Genomic DNA, 14888 nt, shown 5'->3' on the forward strand with positions numbered 1-14888 from the left:
GAAATCAACTAAGCTTCGATTTCAATTGCGGCCAAAAAATCATCGTGAAGCGAGCGGTGCATGTCAGTGAACTGTGACCCGATGCTGAATGTGATCAATTGCATGGTCCTGTTCTTCGAGGTGTAGATCGCATTGGCGAAAACGACTGGCAGGCCGTTGATCGCAACATGATAGACGATCGTTTCAACCGGAATCTCGGAAACGCGCGATTCGAAAACGTCGATCACAACAACATCGCTGGGGCGAACGGCGGCGGCGGCGGCCGCGTTCTCGATCACGATGTCGCGCATGAAGTGCAGGGTCAACCCGTCGACAGTGCCCAGTTCCTCGACGATCATCTGGCCATAGTGCCGGTCGTCAAAGCGATAAGCGGCCGTGATTTCGGCGGTTTGCGGCGGGATATTCCGCCAGCCATCGGCAAGGCCGCAAAATTCCACACGCTGCACGATCAGATCGCAGCCCGTGTCATCCCTATCGGCAAAACGCCATGTTCCATCGTCCAAAAGGGTGACTGTCCGCCCGTCAACCATCGCCCGGCTGATGACGGTCTGCGATGATGCAAGGCTTGGCAAGATGGCCAGAATGACAACAGCAAACCACCGCATCAGCCGATCATCTCCTTGTTCTTCAATCCGGTGCCAAGATAGGCCTCGATCACCTGTTCATTGGCCTTGATTTCCGCCAGCGTGCCTTCGGCCAGCACATGCCCTTCGGCCATGCAGATGACCGGATCGCACAGGCGCCCGATGAAATCCATGTCATGTTCGATCACGACGAAAGTGTAATTGCGTTCCTTGTTTAGCCGGATGATCGCATCGCCGATTGTATTGAGCAGGGTGCGGTTCACACCGGCGCCGACCTCGTCCAGAAACACGATCTTGGCATCCACCATCATGGTGCGCCCCAGTTCAAGCAGCTTTTTCTGCCCGCCCGACAGGTTGCCCGCGCGTTCTTCTTTCAGATGTTCGATGGTCAGGAATTCGATAACCTCGTCGGCCTTGGCGCGCAGGGCGCGTTCCTCGTCCGCGATCCGCTTGCGACCGAACCATGCGTTCCAGAGCGTCTCGCCCGACTGGCCGGCAGGGACCATCATCAGGTTTTCGCGCACCGTCATGGACGAAAATTCATGCGCGATCTGAAAAGTGCGCAACAAGCCTTTGTGGAATAATTCGTGTGGCGGCAGCCCTGTGATGTCCTCGCCCATCATGGTCACGCGGCCCGACGTTGGTTTCAGAACGCCCGCTATGACATTGAAAAGCGTTGTCTTTCCCGCGCCATTTGGCCCGATCAGGCCGGTAATCGTGCCTTGTTCGATGCGCAAGGATGCCCCATCGACGGCGCGAAAACCACCAAAGGTTTTCACCAGATTTTCAACGACGATCATGTTCGCTCCCCGCGCGCGGGCGTTATCGCCCGTCTTGCTTTGAAAAACGGCGCGGGGGGTAACCCCGCGCCGTCAAGGTCATGGTCCGGTCAGATCAACGGAACCCGATGGTGGAATAAACGCCATCCGCGAATTCGATTTCCTGATAGTTGCCAGCAGATTCGCCGGGTCCGATCAGTTCGACGGCGGAGGCGCCTTCGTAGTTGATGTCCTGACCGTCTGCGATCAGTTGCAGCGCCTTGGCCAGTTCACCGGGATAGATCACTTCGCCGGGTTCGTTGGCGACGTCAAAAACATGGTCTTTGAAATCGGCCGAGTTTGCCGAACCGGCCTTGGCCATCGCCAGCATGATCAGCGCCGCTGCATCATAGGATTCAGGGGCGAATGCGCTGGTGCCGTCAAAACCGGCCGCTTCGGCCATCTCGACGAACAGGGCTGCACCCGGGCTGTCGGTGCCGGGGTAGGCGCCGAAGGTGCCGTTCAGCTCAGCCCCGAAACGGTCGTTCAGGACCGAACCGACCATGCCGTCTGGCAGGTAGAACGTATCGAACGCGCCGGTGTCGAGTGCGGCACGGATCACACCGGAACCGCCTTGGTCGACGTAACCGGCGACGACAAGCACTTCACCGCCAGCAGCGGCCAAAGCGCCGACTTCGGCAGAATAGTCAGCCTTGCCGTCTTCATGCGCGGCAGAAATGGTCACGGTGCCGCCAGCGGCCTCGAACTCCGCCTGGAACGCATCGGCCAGACCTTTGCCGTAGTCGTTGTTGGTATAGGTCACGGCCACGGTGTTGAAACCACGGTCCTGCAGGATGTTGGTGATGATCACACCCTGACGGGCATCGGATGGCGCTGTGCGGAAGAACAGGCCGTCATCTTCGGCGGTGGACAGGCCGGGCGATGTCGCGGATGGCGAAATCATCACGACGCCATTGGGGCGTGCGACGTTCTGCAGAATCGCGCCCGTCACACCGGAACAATCGGCACCCATGATCGCGTTGACACCGTCAGAGGTCACGACGCGTTCGGCAGCGGCGGTCGCTGCACCCGCATCGATACAGGTGCTGTCGGCACGCACAGAGGTCACAGTCGCGCCGTCCAGCAGCAGACCGGATTCAGTGACTTCGGCCATCGCAAGCTCGGCACCGGCAGCCATGGCAGGCGTGATCGATTCCAGCGGGCCGGTGAAGCCCAGAACAACACCGATCTTGACGTCCTGCGCGAATGCGCCGCCAGCGATCAATGTCATGGCGGTTGTCGCCATCATCAGTTTTTTCATTGTAGTCTCCCTTATCGGACTTTTTATCCTGCAGCGCAGATTAGCAGGCTGTTTCCAAAAGGAAAGCAGGAACGGAAAGGCGATTGGCCTTTAGACAGCGATCATCGGGGGCTTTTGGCCCGTCGTGCAATCGGAGCGCGAAAGGCGCTTGTCAATGGCTTGCAATGGTCATTGCGACCCTGTCCCAGCGGCTTTCGGCCAGATCATCGGCGCTGATCCAGAACTGGACGGCACCCGCGTCGCCCCACATCCATTGCAGCAACGCATCCGACTGCAACTCCAGCAGCAGGTGGTCATAAGCATGGTCGCGGGCGGCGCTCTGATAATCGCTGGCAGGTCCGAACATCTGGTGCCACCGGCCCCGTTGCGGCAGGCGGTGGCGCGCATCAAGGTCGGCCTTCACGGCAAAGGGCAGTAGGTCATAGACGGCAGGTTCCGCGCGGGCCAGTGTCATCAGCGTGGCGTTGCGCGCATCGCGCAGCCGGTTCATATGCCCGCGCGAATAGCGGTAGAACAGGGCGAAGCTGGGCACACGGTTTTGCGGGGTCTTGATCTGTGCGAACAAGGCTTCAAGCAGGGCGATGTCATCTTGCGCCATTGGCGTGAACGGATCGCGTCCCGCGACCCATTTTTCCGCCACTTGCACATAGTTGCGAAAGGCCGCTTCGTTTTCGGCCAGATAGGCGGCTTCGGCCATATATAGGTCGCCGTAATCGGCAACACGTTTGTTAGCATCCGCGATGGTGCGGGGAATTTCCTCTTGGGCTAGGACCAGCGAATTGACCACACGCTGCGCCGTGTCCCAAAGCCACGGCCGCGCGAGTTCCGGTGCCGCGCGCGCATAGCTGTCCACATCAAGCGCGCCGCCTTTGTCATCGGCAAAGGCCATTGCCATGGCAGCAGCGCTGTCGTCGCGATCGGGCGGCAGCGGGAAAAACGCCAGCGGCCAGCGCGCAAAGCTGCGCGGCGCGTCCGTCAACCTATGTCCGACAATGTGACTGCCCCAGTCGGGGCCTGCGAAAACCGGCGGTATGTCGGCGGGCAGGGGGGTGGCGCCTTGCCGGTGGGGTGCCACATACACGACCTTGTGGCTATAAACCGGGCCTTCAGCAGTGCCGATAAAAAAACAAAGGCTGCCCCTGCGGGGCAGTTGTGGTGGCAGATCGTGGTCGGGCAGGGCGGCAAGCGCGATCTGCGCGACATGATGCAGCGGCGCGCCCGTGGTGGACCGTGGCCACGGGGTATCGCCCAGATGCGGCAGCCCGCCCAGCCAGCTGGTGCCGTCGCGCGTGATATCGACATCGCGCCGCGCTTGCCGGACCAGTGCCACAGGCGGTGCCATGCGAAAGCTGTCCTTCTTGCGCCTGCGCGCGTCGATGACGGCCCCCAGCCTCGCCAGATCGGTCGGGCCAAGCAGCGGCAGCTTGGCCTTTGGCGCGATGGCGTTGATCCGCGCGGCAAACGCCTCGCCCGTGTCCAGATCATGCAGATCGGCGGCGGCCAGATAGACCTCGTCGGGCGCGGGGGGCAGGACAGGTTCGCGCGGAGGCGGTGGCGGCACGGGCAGGGGGCGTCTGCGGCTTGTCAGACAAGCCATGACCAGCAACGCGCCCACGACTGCCAGCGCGCCCAGCATGACGGCCATATTGCCGGTGAGATTGCCATAGACGGCGGCACCGATCCCCGCGATGGCGGCAAGGCCAAAGGCGATCTTTGCCGGCTTTCCCGTCATCCCGTCCGGTCAGACCGACAGGCGCGCGGCATGGCTGCCACGTTCGCGGTAAGGCGTGGTGTCGTAATGCGAGCGGTAGCATTTGGAAAAATGCGACGGTGACGCGAAACCGCAGGCCAATGCCACGTTGATGACTGTCATATCGGTCTGCATCAGCAAGTTGCGCGCTTTTTGCAGGCGCAGTTCCATATAATAGCGTTTCGGGCTGCGCGACAGATACCGGCGGAACAGCCGTTCCAGCTGCCGTGTGGACATGCCGACATCGCGCGCCAGAACGGCGGGGCTGATCGGTTCTTCGATATTGCCTTCCATCAGCTGGATCACGCGGGACAGTTTGGGATGCCGCACGCCGATGCGCGTGGGGATCGAGAGGCGCTGCGTGTCCTGATCGGTACGGATCGAGGAATAGATCAGGATATCCGCCACGGCATTTGCCAGTTCCTCGCCGTGATGATCCGCGATCAGTTTCAGCATCAGGTCGATCGAGGCCGTCCCGCCCGCCGTGGTGATCCGGTTGCCGTCCACCACGAACACCGATTTGGTCAGCGTGACCTCTTCGAATTCCTCGATGAAACTATCCTGATTTTCCCAGTGGATCGTCGCGCGTTTGCCGTCAAGCAGGCCCGCCTTGGCCATCGCATAGCCCGCCGTGCAAAGCCCTGCGACGGTGACACCGCGCCGTGCCTCGCGGCGCAGCCAGTTCAACACGCGCTTGGTTGTGGCCTTCTGCACGTCGATCCCGCCGCACAGCATGATCGTGTCGTCGCGGTCCAGTTCGATCAGATCCGATTCCAGCTTGAACGCGCAGCCGTTGGAACAGGTCGCTACATCGCCGCCATCACCGATGATGATCCAGTCATAGAGCTTTTTGCCCGCAGTCCGGTTCGCGATGCGCAGGCTTTCGACCGCGCAGGCAAAGCAGAGCATGGTGAATTGGTCCATCAAGACGAACACAAAGCGGCGCGGTTTGCCGACTGGTCCGACGTCGATGATCTGGGGGGCTTGGCTCATAAAGTCTTACTCTGGGTCATGTACGGGCGGACCTCACCAGTTTTCGCCACCCCCGACAAGGGGCAAACGTCAATTCGGCAAGGACGGCGCAGTTTCGGATTGGCCTTGCCTGCGGTGCAGGTTATACCGCCCAGCGTTACCGCAAAGGATGGAGCAAGACCATGACCGACTGGCAGAAAACGGACTGGCGCAAAAAGCCACGCATCCAGATGCCCGATTATACCGACGCCGCCGCGTTGTCGGCTGTCGAGGCGCGTCTTGCGAGCTATCCGCCGCTGGTTTTTGCAGGCGAAGCACGCAAGCTGAAAAAGCAGCTGGCGGCCGTCAGCCGTGGCGAGGCGTTTTTGCTGCAAGGCGGCGATTGCGCCGAAAGCTTTGCCGAATTTTCCGCCAACGGTATCCGTGACACGTTCAAGGTGCTGTTGCAGATGGCGATGGTGCTGACCTACGGCGCCAAAGTGCCTGTGGTGAAGGTTGGTCGTATGGCAGGCCAGATGGCCAAGCCACGGTCCGCCCCGACAGAGGTGGTGGGTGGCGTGGAACTGCCCAGCTACCGCGGCGATATCATCAACGGGTTCGATTTCACGCCAGAGGCGCGCAACCCCGACCCCGACCGCATGTTGCAGGCGTACCTTCAGGCGGCGGCGACGCTGAACCTGCTGCGCGCCTTCTCGACAGGCGGTTTCGCCAATGTCCACGAGGTCCACAAATGGACGCTTGGGTTCACCGATGCCAACGAGGTCAAGAAATACTCCGACATGGCCAGCCGGATCAGCGACACGCTGGATTTCATGGAAGCCGCCGGTCTGACCACGGAAACCAATCACGAATTGCAGACTGTGGATTTCTACACCAGCCACGAAGCCCTGCTGCTGGAATATGAAGAGGCGCTTTGCCGTCTGGATTCCACATCCGGCAAATGGCTTGCAGGGTCCGGCCATATGATCTGGATCGGCGACCGCACGCGTCAGCCTGACGGCGCGCATGTCGAATTCTGCAAGGGCGTGCTGAACCCGATCGGGTTGAAATGCGGCCCCAGCATGACATCGGGGCATCTCAAGGCGCTGATGGCCTCTCTCAATCCGCAGAACGAAGCGGGCCGTCTGACGCTGATCGCGCGGTTCGGGGCAGGGCAGGTGGCAGACCATCTGCCGCGCCTCATTCGTGCGGTCGAAGAAGAAGGCGCCAATGTCGTCTGGACCTGTGACGCGATGCACGGCAACACGATCAAATCCTCGACCGGCTACAAGACGCGGCCATTCGAGAGCGTGCTGCGCGAGGTCAAGGAATTCTTTGCCATCCACAACGCCGAAGGCACGATCCCCGGTGGTGTGCATTTCGAGATGACAGGTGCGGACGTGACCGAATGCACTGGCGGCGTGCGCGCCGTCACCGACGAGGATCTGTCGGACCGCTATCACACGGCCTGCGATCCGCGCCTGAACGCGTCACAGTCGCTGGAACTCGCGTTTCTGGTGGCCGAGGAACTGTCGGCCCGCCGTAACAAGCTGGCGCAAGCCAAGGCCAGCTGATCAGCCGTTATCGACGACCAATCGCAAGGCCGGGCGCTGCATGTCCGGCCTTTGCGGTTGTGGGGCGATAGGTTCGGGAAGCGGCGCAGGCGCAGGCTGGCTGCTGGCCAGCGTGATTGCAAGACTGTCGATGCGCACCGTCCGGTCAGGTACCAAATCGAACCTGCGCGCGCGGTTGGCAGGGCTGGCATCGCAGACCAGCGCACCCAGCACGCGGCTGACCTCGCCACGCTCGTCGCGCATGGGCAGCATCATGATGGTCGCAGGCAAGGCTGGTCGGAATATCTGGCCCGCCGACAGCAGGCTGGCCGCGACGATGGCAGGCTGGGTAAAGGCGGTTTCCACCAGATCGCGCATCCGGTCGCGGCTGTCAGGTGCAAACAGCACACTGACAGGCATGCCGCGCGCATCCATGCGCAGCAGGTCGTGGATACGCTGCCCCGCCACCCGCATCCGCGCGACACCGGGGGCCACGCGTTGCAGAATGAACGCATGGGGCAGCGCCGCGTCGATCATATGTGGCGCGATCTCGTTGCGGGCGGGGATATGGCGGGAATGGCGCAGCGATTGCCAGTACAGTTCCAGACTTTGCAGAATGGGGCAATCGGCCCCCGGCAGGCCGTGACGGCGCGCATCGGAACTGTCGTGAAAGATAGACATCGAAACCTCGACCTTGTTGACACCGCCCCGCATTTGGGACGAACACTTGTTACACAAGATCGACCCTAGCCCGATTTACCCATGGATTCACTTAACAAAGTGTTAACGGGTTAACGGCGCGCCAGAGCAGGGTTGCCCCGCGCCTTGTTTTTCCCGTAAGGGAGCGGGGCCAATAAGGGGGGCCGCGATGATCCGATCCATGACCGCTTTTGCCAGCCGTACAGGTGATCTGGGGCCTGTGTCATGGGTCTGGGACATGCGCGGCGTCAACGGGCGCGGGCTGGATCTGCGGTTGCGTCTGCCCGACGGGCTTGAAGGGTTGGAACAGGCGGTCAGGACGCAGGTCACGGCAGGTCTGGCACGCGGCAATATCAGTATCAGCCTGCGGCTGACCCGCGACGAGGCGGGCAGCGGCCTGCAGGTGAACGCGGCGCAACTGACGGCCGTACTGCAGGCGCTGGAAACCGTGCAGGACCGTGCCTTTGCCATGGGCGTGACGCTGGCACAGCCTACGGCGGCGGATGTGCTGGCGCAGCGCGGCGTGCTGGTCGGCGCAGGGGCTGACACCGATGTAGCGCCGCTGGTTGCAGCGCTGACACGCGATTTCAGCGCGCTTCTGGGCGATTTCCAGCAGATGCGCGACGCCGAAGGGGCGGCGCTGCAGCCTGTCATCACCGCACAACTGGCACGGATCGCCGAACTGACCGATCTGGCCGCAGCGGCGGCCGCAGACCGCGCGCCCCAGCAACGCGCCGCATTGGTCGCAGCCCTCGCCAAGGTGACCGACAGCGTGACCGAGGTCGATCCCGCCCGCATCGCGCAGGAACTGGCGCTGATCGCGGTCAAATCCGATATCACCGAAGAAATCGACCGTCTGCGGGCCCATGTCGCGGCGGCACAGACGCTGTTGGTGCAGGATGCGCCCGCTGGCCGCAGGCTCGATTTTCTGGCGCAGGAATTCAACCGCGAAGCCAATACCTTATGTTCCAAAGCCCAATCCAGCGCGCTGACGGCGATCGGCCTTGATCTTAAGGCGGTGATCGAACAGATGCGCGAACAGATCCAGAATGTGGAGTAAGCCATGCAACGGCGCGGCCTTTTGATCATCCTTTCCTCGCCCTCGGGCGCGGGCAAATCCACGCTGGCGGGGCGATTGCGCCAGTGGGACGACAGCCTGCGGTTTTCGGTATCCGCCACCACGCGCGCCCCGCGCGAAGGTGAGGCGGACGGGCGCGAATACTACTTCGTCACCAAGGAGGCGTTTCAGGCGCAGGTTGCGGCGGGTGACATGCTCGAACATGCGCTGGTCTTCGGCAATTACTACGGATCACCCAAAGCGCCCGTGCAGGCCGCCATCGAGGACGGGCGCGACGTGCTGTTCGATATCGACTGGCAGGGCGCGCAACAGATCAGCAATTCCAGCCTCAGCCCGCATGTCTTGTCGATCTTCATTCTGCCGCCGTCGATCCCTGAACTGCACCGCCGTCTGGTGACACGCGGGCAGGACGCGCCCGAGGTAATCGAAAAGCGGATGCAGAAAAGCTGGGACGAAATCAGCCATTGGGACGGCTATGATTACGTGCTGGTCAATGATGATATCGACGCGACCGAAGCCGCGCTGAAAACCATCATCAGTGCCGAACGCCTGCGCCGCAGCCAGCAACCGCAACTGGTGGACCATGTCCGCACCCTGCAAGCCCAATTCGGAGAACTGACATGAGCCTTTACGCGCTTGGCGATCTGGAACCCGTGGTCGCAGCGGATGCCTGGGTCGCACCCGGCTGTTACGTGATCGGACGGGTGGAACTGGCCGCGAAATCCTCTGTCTGGTTCGGCAGCACCCTGCGCGGCGATACCGAGACGATCCATGTGGGCGCGGGGACGAATATTCAGGAAAACTGCGTGCTGCATACCGACATGGGCTATCCTCTGGTGATAGGCGCAGGCTGCACAGTAGGGCATAAGGCGATGCTGCATGGCTGCACCATCGGGGCCAACAGCCTGATCGGGATGGGGGCCACCATTCTGAACGGGGCGGTCATAGGCGAAAACTGCCTGATCGGGGCCGGCGCGCTGGTGACCGAAGGCAAGGTGATCCCCGACGGATCGCTGGTCATGGGCGCGCCCGGCAAGGTTGTGCGCCAGCTTGACGCGGCAGGCATCGCTGCGCTGAAAGCCTCGGCGCTGCATTACCAGAAAAACGCGCTGCGGTTCCGGCAGAACCTGCGCGCAATCTAGCCGTCTGCGCGGGGCAGCACCAAGAGATCGAAATCAAGTCCGGGGGCCATGTCAAGAATATCATCCCGGATGATTTCGGCATCAGGCAAGTAGCTGGTCACAACGCGGAACATCCCCTTGAAGCGCGCGCAAGCCAGCCGCTCGGCCACGTCGCAGGCGTCAAATCCGTTGGATATCAACGGTGTCACGATCAACGCAGAATCATATTGCCGGATCTTCAGAGGATCGAGCTGCGCGATTTCCACGAATTCGGCACCGTTCGGAACCTCGCGCAAAAGGCCGCGCAACTGCCAGCGGCTGACATCTCCGACAACAAGGAGCTTGATGGTGCAATCGCGCCCCAACCTGAGACTTTTCATGATCGCCACCACATCGGGGACGCGCCCATGATACCCATGCCTTCCTCCACATTGCCGTGTGCCATCTTTAGCAGATGCAGCCATGACGTGTAGCACGGATCGCGCCTGCGACATTTGGTCTTGTCTGTGCGCAGGCAAGGTCGCACTACAGCGGGCAAGCCTTATGAAAGGGTCCACCTTGTCCGAAACCACATTGTCCCTGATCGCCGCCATCCCGATGCCTGTGCTGGTGATCGGCAAGGACGACCGTATCCGCGCGATCAATCCGCCGCTCGAGGCGATTCTGGGGCGTGACCTGATCGGCAAGCACCACATCACCGCGTTGCGTCAGCCCGGCGTGATCGACGCGATCGGGCGGGTGCGGGCGTCCGGACATGCGGCGGCCGTGCGGTTTGTCGCACGCGACCGCGATAAGGACACGCCTTACATGGCGCATGTTGCTGCGGCCGGAGAAGATATTGTGCTGTCCTTCGAGGACCAGAGCGCGGCCGAGGATGTGGGCAAGATGCGCCGTGATTTTGTGGCCAATGTCAGCCATGAATTGCGCACGCCGCTGACGGCCTTGCTGGGTTTCATCGAAACGCTAAGCGGGGCGGCACGCGATGACGCAACCGCGCGCGCACGGTTTCTTGGGATCATGGCGCATGAAGCCGAACGTATGACGCGGCTGGTTGACGATCTTTTGTCGCTCAGCCGCGTGGAAGAGGAAGAACGCGTCCGCCCGCGTGAATTGGTCGATCTGTGCGGTCTGCTGGCCTCGGTCATCAAGGGGTTGGAACCGCAGGCCGCCGCCGCTGCCGTGACGGTCCGTCTTGATCTTGCGCGCGATGCGATGCGCGTGCCGGGTGATGCGCGGCAGCTGACACAGGTTTTTGCCAACCTGATCGAAAACGGCATCAAATACGGGGCTTCCGGCAAGGAGGTCGTGGTTGCGCTGCATGAACCCGCCAATCACCTGCGGCTGCGCGGGCAGGGCGTACAGATCAGCGTTACCGACAAGGGCGACGGGATCGCGTCACACCATATCGCGCGGCTGACCGAACGGTTCTACCGCGTCGATACCCACCGCTCGCGCGAGGTTGGCGGCACCGGGCTTGGCCTTGCGATCGTCAAACATATCGTCAACCGCCACCGGGGACGGCTGCTGATCGAAAGCGAACTGGGGCAGGGCACGCGTGTGTCGGTCTTTTTGCCGGTGGAAGCTTTGTCATAAAACATTTACCTGTCTGATACAAAAGCATCCGCACTGCCGTGTTAACGGCGGCGTATTCCCGACAGGAGCCTGCGATGAACGACCATATCTCGTCCGCCTATGACCGCGACCTAGAAGCGATCACGACGCTGATCGTCAAGATGGGCGGGCTGGTCGAGGATGCGATCATGAATGCGGCGCGCTCGCTGGCGGACCGCGATGTCGAACTGGCCGAATCCGTACGCGCTGGCGACAAGGTGATCGACGCGCTGGAAGAACAGATCAACGAAGAGGCCGCGCGCACCATCGCCTTGCGCGCGCCTGTGTCCAAGGACCTGCGCGCGATCCTGACCGTGCTGCGGTTGGCGGCGTCGCTGGAACGGATCGGGGATTACGCCAAGAACATCGCCAAGCGCACCAGCGTGCTGGTCGAAATGCCACCCGTCAGCGGATCGGACGCAGCCTTGCGCCGCATGGCTCGAGAGGTCGAAGGGATGCTGAAAGACACGCTGGATGCCTATGTGCGCGGCGATGCGGACCTGGCCGAGGACGTGCGCCAGCGCGATCAGGAAGTGGACCAGATGTATAACGCGCTGTTCCGTGAATTCCTGACCTTCATGATGGAAGATCCGCGCAACATCACAGCCTGCATGCATTTGCATTTTATGGCCAAGAATATCGAACGCATGGGCGACCTGACCACCAACATGGCCGAGCAGGTGATCTATCTGGTCACAGGCGTCATGCCCGAAGAAGCGCGCCCCAAAGGCGACCGCACATCCTATGTGTCCGACACGCGATAGGGTGGCGGAACCGGCTGTCGGAACTGACAATCCAAAAGGCGCATAATCAGTATTATGTTAAAATCATGTATGGTGCGATAGCGGCTGCCCCACGCTAATCGTTTTTCTTATCAAGGGCTTCTATCGCGATATGATTGCCTTCGGCGGCCATGATCCGCCATACGTCCGCTGCCTTGCTGACGAATTCATGCACAGCAGTCACCGTATCCAGCCCGCGCGCATCGGTAACCCGGTAGCTGTTCAACACGATCAACCCGCCCGGTTTCAGCTTTGGGCCTAGCGCGTCAAGCAAGGCGATCGTTGGCCGCGTCTTGCGCGCGCCGCTGATGAAAACCAGATCGAGCGTCCCGTCATCAAGCAGACGGACAATCCATTGCGGCAAGGACCGGAAAATCCGCAACCGTCCGCTCTTGATCTCGGCGTGGTGGCGCAGGACGGTCGCCAGATACGCCGTATCCAGTGCCTTGCGGCCATCATCGGTTTCGGGCGCATCAACCGTCATTTCCGTGGCACGGATGCCCCAGGGCTCGATCACGAAAAGCGTTTCTATATCAGGACGTTGTAGAAAATCCTCGAGGATATCGCTGTCGGTTGCCCCGATCAGCAGCCATGATTTGCGGCTTTTTCCGGCGATCCCGTCTAGAAAACGTTTGCGGAGTTTCGACAGGCGCTCTGCACGGGCCGTGCGGTCAGGCCGTGGCGCATGGACCGCTGCGACCAGATCCTCCGGCAATGGCGGCAAGGCGGCATAGGACGGCTTTTGCTCATGATAGGCCGCGACGGTCTGGCTCGCGATCTCGCGGTCGCGGACTGTTTCCAGCGCATCCATATTGGCATACCACGGCAGCCGCCCTGCCCCCAGCCTGACACGCATGTCGTCGAGCCGCGCAAGCTGGCTTGCTTGCAAAAACGTTGCCGGATCAAAGTGATGCCGGTTGATCGTCATGCGCGGATCGCTGAGCGCCTCATCGGCAAGCATAGTGACTTTCGCGGTTGTATAGTCTGCATACTGTTGTTTGAATTCAATCGCTTGCGGCGTTTTAATCAACGCTTCTATCCGCGCGCGATGCAGGCCGACGGCGGCGTCATGCAGCTGTGCAAGGGTCGGATCGGCGCGCAGCCTGTCATATTGCGCCTGTCTGCGATCGCGCGTGCCAAGGATCGACAGGTCTCGTTCGACGTTCCAGCAATGCAGTTGCCAGTACCTTTGTCCGGTCTCCTCCATCTTGCCATGGAAAGATGTCGTGTTCACGTCACCGCGCATCCGTTTGACAAGATAGGATTCGATGCTGCGCACGGCATAATGGTTCATCCGTGCGATCGCCGTGCCAAAGCCGACGCCTGCATGGTTGAACATCCAGCCTTGATGGTCGAACCCCGGCATCGGCTGCCCGTCACCGTCTGTCCAGCGCACCCGTCCGGCAAAGCGCGGCCGCAACCGCTTGGGCCGGTGGGTCGAGATTTCGCGGTATTTGCCATTCATGCGAACCAGCGACTTGATCGCGCGCACCTGTGGCGGCCAGATCTGCCGTTCGGCGGCGGCCATGGTCATCTGGTCGGTGATGAAGCGATCCTCGAAGTCGACGACCCCGCTATGACCGAACAGACGCCAGACGAAGGCAAAGACGTCCGTTCTGGGCGCCACGGCGATCAGCGCATCCAGCGTCCGGTCGCCCACCTTGATGTCCAGAAACTCGTCCGCATCGCAGACGAGCACCCATTCGGCCTCTGCGAATTTGGGATGGGCCATGGCGTTTTCATAGGCGCTGGCCTGCGGGCCGAACGGCCAGGGCCCCGGATTGTCGATATGGGTCACGATCCCCATCTCTTGCAGGCGTTGCAGGATCAGGTCGGTGCCGTCCGAACAATCGTTGCTGTTGACGATGAAATGGTCGAACCCCAGCGCAAGATAATGCGCGATCCATTCAAGGATGAACGGCCCTTCGTCCTTCATGGTGGACACGATCAGACGCAAGCGGCACCCGTGGCTGGTGGTTTCATGATGACAGGATCACGCGGTTTGGTCTGTCGGATCAAGCACTTCGATCGCGATCTGTGCGCCGACGACAGCGCGGATGCGCAGGTCGCGCGGATGTGCGCCAAGAAATTCGTTGATCGCGCGGATCACCCCGTCGCCCCACCAGCCGCGCCGGTGATAGTCGTCAAAGGCCATGATGCCGCCGCGTTTCATCTTGGGGAAAAGTGCCGCAAGATCGGCGCTCACGCCTTCATATGAATGGTCGCCGTCCACATAGGCGAATGAAATCGACTGGTCCGCGAATTGCGCCAGCGCGGGCACCGAAAAGTCGCGGATCATTGCCACCTGCCCCGCGGCGATCTGGGCCTCGAACTGTTTGACCACGCCGTCAAAGATTTTGTCCATCTTGGTCTTGCCGGTGCGCCCGACAAAAGCCTCGGCGTGGCTGTCATCCTCGATATGTGCCCAGGGGTCGATCAGGACCAGCTTTTCGGGGGCGATCAATTCGATGATCGTCGCGGAAAACTCGCCCTGCCAGACACCGATTTCGACCGCGACACCGCCCTTGGGCAGCTTTTGCAGGAACTTGCGGCGGACCGTGTCCTTGGACATGCGGCGCGCCTTTTTGGGGGGCTCTTCAGCTGTGCCGCCGGGAAGAACGCCGATCACTTTACTGGCCATAACCGTTTATCCTGCAGAACATGTGTAAAAGTGCTGTCC

Annotated in this window: 15 protein-coding genes; 6 read left to right on the plus strand and 9 right to left on the minus strand. The window is 61.3% G+C overall.

Translation table 11 applies throughout. The features are described from left to right. Window positions 1–8: 8 nt before the first annotated feature. The 5 genes from VCK47_RS01500 to VCK47_RS01520 form a co-directional block, all read right to left on the minus strand. The gene (locus tag VCK47_RS01500; protein ID WP_322888962.1) at window positions 9–605 is read right to left on the minus strand and encodes a hypothetical protein; all 597 of its coding nucleotides are present in this window, start codon (window positions 603–605) and stop codon (window positions 9–11) included. After that, window positions 605–1384, minus strand: a complete 780-nt coding sequence (locus VCK47_RS01505; RefSeq protein ID WP_322888963.1) for an ABC transporter ATP-binding protein — start codon at window positions 1382–1384, stop codon at window positions 605–607. Before VCK47_RS01505 ends, VCK47_RS01500 begins: the two co-directional genes overlap by 1 nt. 94 nt (window positions 1385–1478) lie before the next feature. Further along, window positions 1479–2663, minus strand: a complete 1185-nt coding sequence (locus VCK47_RS01510; RefSeq protein ID WP_322888964.1) for an ABC transporter substrate-binding protein — start codon at window positions 2661–2663, stop codon at window positions 1479–1481. Between the two features lie 151 nt (window positions 2664–2814). Beyond that, a complete protein-coding gene (locus tag VCK47_RS01515) occupies window positions 2815–4395 on the minus strand; it encodes a DUF1963 domain-containing protein (RefSeq protein ID WP_322888965.1) in 1581 nt (526 codons plus the stop codon). 9 nt (window positions 4396–4404) lie between these two features. Further along, the gene (locus VCK47_RS01520) at window positions 4405–5406 is read right to left on the minus strand and encodes a GlxA family transcriptional regulator (RefSeq protein WP_322888966.1); all 1002 of its coding nucleotides are present in this window, start codon (window positions 5404–5406) and stop codon (window positions 4405–4407) included. 161 nt (window positions 5407–5567) lie between these two features. Between VCK47_RS01520 and VCK47_RS01525 the strand changes: the two genes are divergently transcribed. Further along, complete coding sequence (locus tag VCK47_RS01525) at window positions 5568–6938, plus strand: class II 3-deoxy-7-phosphoheptulonate synthase (RefSeq protein ID WP_322888967.1); 1371 nt, start codon at window positions 5568–5570, stop codon at window positions 6936–6938. Here VCK47_RS01525 and VCK47_RS01530 read toward each other — a convergent pair whose 3' ends face one another. Continuing rightward, window positions 6939–7598 carry a PAS domain-containing protein gene (locus VCK47_RS01530; RefSeq protein ID WP_322888968.1) on the minus strand — a complete coding sequence of 220 codons (660 nt, stop codon included), beginning with the start codon at window positions 7596–7598 and terminating at the stop codon, window positions 6939–6941. A gap of 187 nt (window positions 7599–7785) precedes the next feature. Between VCK47_RS01530 and VCK47_RS01535 the strand changes: the two genes are divergently transcribed. From VCK47_RS01535 to VCK47_RS01545, 3 genes are read left to right on the plus strand one after another with little or no spacing between them, the layout of a single operon-like run. Further along, window positions 7786–8676 (plus strand): YicC/YloC family endoribonuclease, encoded by an 891-nt coding sequence (locus VCK47_RS01535; protein ID WP_322888969.1) that lies wholly within the window; start codon window positions 7786–7788, stop codon window positions 8674–8676. A 3-nt stretch (window positions 8677–8679) separates the two neighbouring features. Further along, the gene (gene gmk, locus VCK47_RS01540) at window positions 8680–9318 is read left to right on the plus strand and encodes a guanylate kinase (protein ID WP_322888970.1); all 639 of its coding nucleotides are present in this window, start codon (window positions 8680–8682) and stop codon (window positions 9316–9318) included. After that, window positions 9315–9836 (plus strand): gamma carbonic anhydrase family protein, encoded by a 522-nt coding sequence (locus VCK47_RS01545; RefSeq protein ID WP_322888971.1) that lies wholly within the window; start codon window positions 9315–9317, stop codon window positions 9834–9836. Before gmk ends, VCK47_RS01545 begins: the two co-directional genes overlap by 4 nt. On the opposite strand, the gene VCK47_RS01550 is transcribed toward VCK47_RS01545, so the two are convergent. Next, the gene (locus tag VCK47_RS01550) at window positions 9833–10195 is read right to left on the minus strand and encodes a hypothetical protein (RefSeq protein ID WP_322888972.1); all 363 of its coding nucleotides are present in this window, start codon (window positions 10193–10195) and stop codon (window positions 9833–9835) included. The genes VCK47_RS01545 and VCK47_RS01550 overlap by 4 nt on opposite strands. A gap of 163 nt (window positions 10196–10358) precedes the next feature. Between VCK47_RS01550 and VCK47_RS01555 the strand changes: the two genes are divergently transcribed. Continuing rightward, window positions 10359–11408: an ATP-binding protein gene (locus VCK47_RS01555; protein WP_322888973.1), complete on the plus strand. Its 1050-nt coding sequence runs from the start codon at window positions 10359–10361 to the stop codon at window positions 11406–11408. A 74-nt stretch (window positions 11409–11482) separates the two neighbouring features. Further along, the gene (gene phoU, locus VCK47_RS01560; protein WP_322888974.1) at window positions 11483–12190 is read left to right on the plus strand and encodes a phosphate signaling complex protein PhoU; all 708 of its coding nucleotides are present in this window, start codon (window positions 11483–11485) and stop codon (window positions 12188–12190) included. Between the two features lie 94 nt (window positions 12191–12284). Here phoU and VCK47_RS01565 read toward each other — a convergent pair whose 3' ends face one another. Both VCK47_RS01565 and VCK47_RS01570 read right to left on the minus strand, forming a co-directional pair. Next, window positions 12285–14165: a glycosyltransferase family 2 protein gene (locus VCK47_RS01565; RefSeq protein WP_322888975.1), complete on the minus strand. Its 1881-nt coding sequence runs from the start codon at window positions 14163–14165 to the stop codon at window positions 12285–12287. Window positions 14166–14201: 36 nt separating this feature from the next. Further along, window positions 14202–14849 (minus strand): class I SAM-dependent methyltransferase, encoded by a 648-nt coding sequence (locus tag VCK47_RS01570; RefSeq protein WP_322888976.1) that lies wholly within the window; start codon window positions 14847–14849, stop codon window positions 14202–14204. Between the last annotated feature and the right edge of the window lie 39 nt (window positions 14850–14888).

It is taken from the genome of Yoonia sp. 72 (assembly GCF_034652275.1).
Taxonomy (GTDB): Bacteria; Pseudomonadota; Alphaproteobacteria; order Rhodobacterales; family Rhodobacteraceae; genus Yoonia.

Bases quoted from the DNA above. Each gene is read 5' to 3' on its own strand.
- VCK47_RS01530 (WP_322888968.1), bottom strand. From the start codon at position 7,598: ATGTCTATCTTTCACGACAGTTCCGATGCGCGCCGTCACGGCCTGCCG.
- phoU (WP_322888974.1), top strand. From the start codon at position 11,483: ATGAACGACCATATCTCGTCCGCCTATGACCGCGACCTAGAAGCGATC.
- VCK47_RS01545 (WP_322888971.1), top strand. From the start codon at position 9,315: ATGAGCCTTTACGCGCTTGGCGATCTGGAACCCGTGGTCGCAGCGGAT.
- VCK47_RS01505 (WP_322888963.1), bottom strand. From the start codon at position 1,384: ATGATCGTCGTTGAAAATCTGGTGAAAACCTTTGGTGGTTTTCGCGCC.
- VCK47_RS01535 (WP_322888969.1), top strand. From the start codon at position 7,786: ATGATCCGATCCATGACCGCTTTTGCCAGCCGTACAGGTGATCTGGGG.
- gmk (WP_322888970.1), top strand. From the start codon at position 8,680: ATGCAACGGCGCGGCCTTTTGATCATCCTTTCCTCGCCCTCGGGCGCG.
- VCK47_RS01510 (WP_322888964.1), bottom strand. From the start codon at position 2,663: ATGAAAAAACTGATGATGGCGACAACCGCCATGACATTGATCGCTGGC.
- VCK47_RS01555 (WP_322888973.1), top strand. From the start codon at position 10,359: ATGAAAGGGTCCACCTTGTCCGAAACCACATTGTCCCTGATCGCCGCC.
- VCK47_RS01500 (WP_322888962.1), bottom strand. From the start codon at position 605: ATGCGGTGGTTTGCTGTTGTCATTCTGGCCATCTTGCCAAGCCTTGCA.
- VCK47_RS01515 (WP_322888965.1), bottom strand. From the start codon at position 4,395: ATGACGGGAAAGCCGGCAAAGATCGCCTTTGGCCTTGCCGCCATCGCG.
- VCK47_RS01570 (WP_322888976.1), bottom strand. From the start codon at position 14,849: ATGGCCAGTAAAGTGATCGGCGTTCTTCCCGGCGGCACAGCTGAAGAG.
- VCK47_RS01520 (WP_322888966.1), bottom strand. From the start codon at position 5,406: ATGAGCCAAGCCCCCCAGATCATCGACGTCGGACCAGTCGGCAAACCG.
- VCK47_RS01550 (WP_322888972.1), bottom strand. From the start codon at position 10,195: ATGAAAAGTCTCAGGTTGGGGCGCGATTGCACCATCAAGCTCCTTGTT.
- VCK47_RS01525 (WP_322888967.1), top strand. From the start codon at position 5,568: ATGACCGACTGGCAGAAAACGGACTGGCGCAAAAAGCCACGCATCCAG.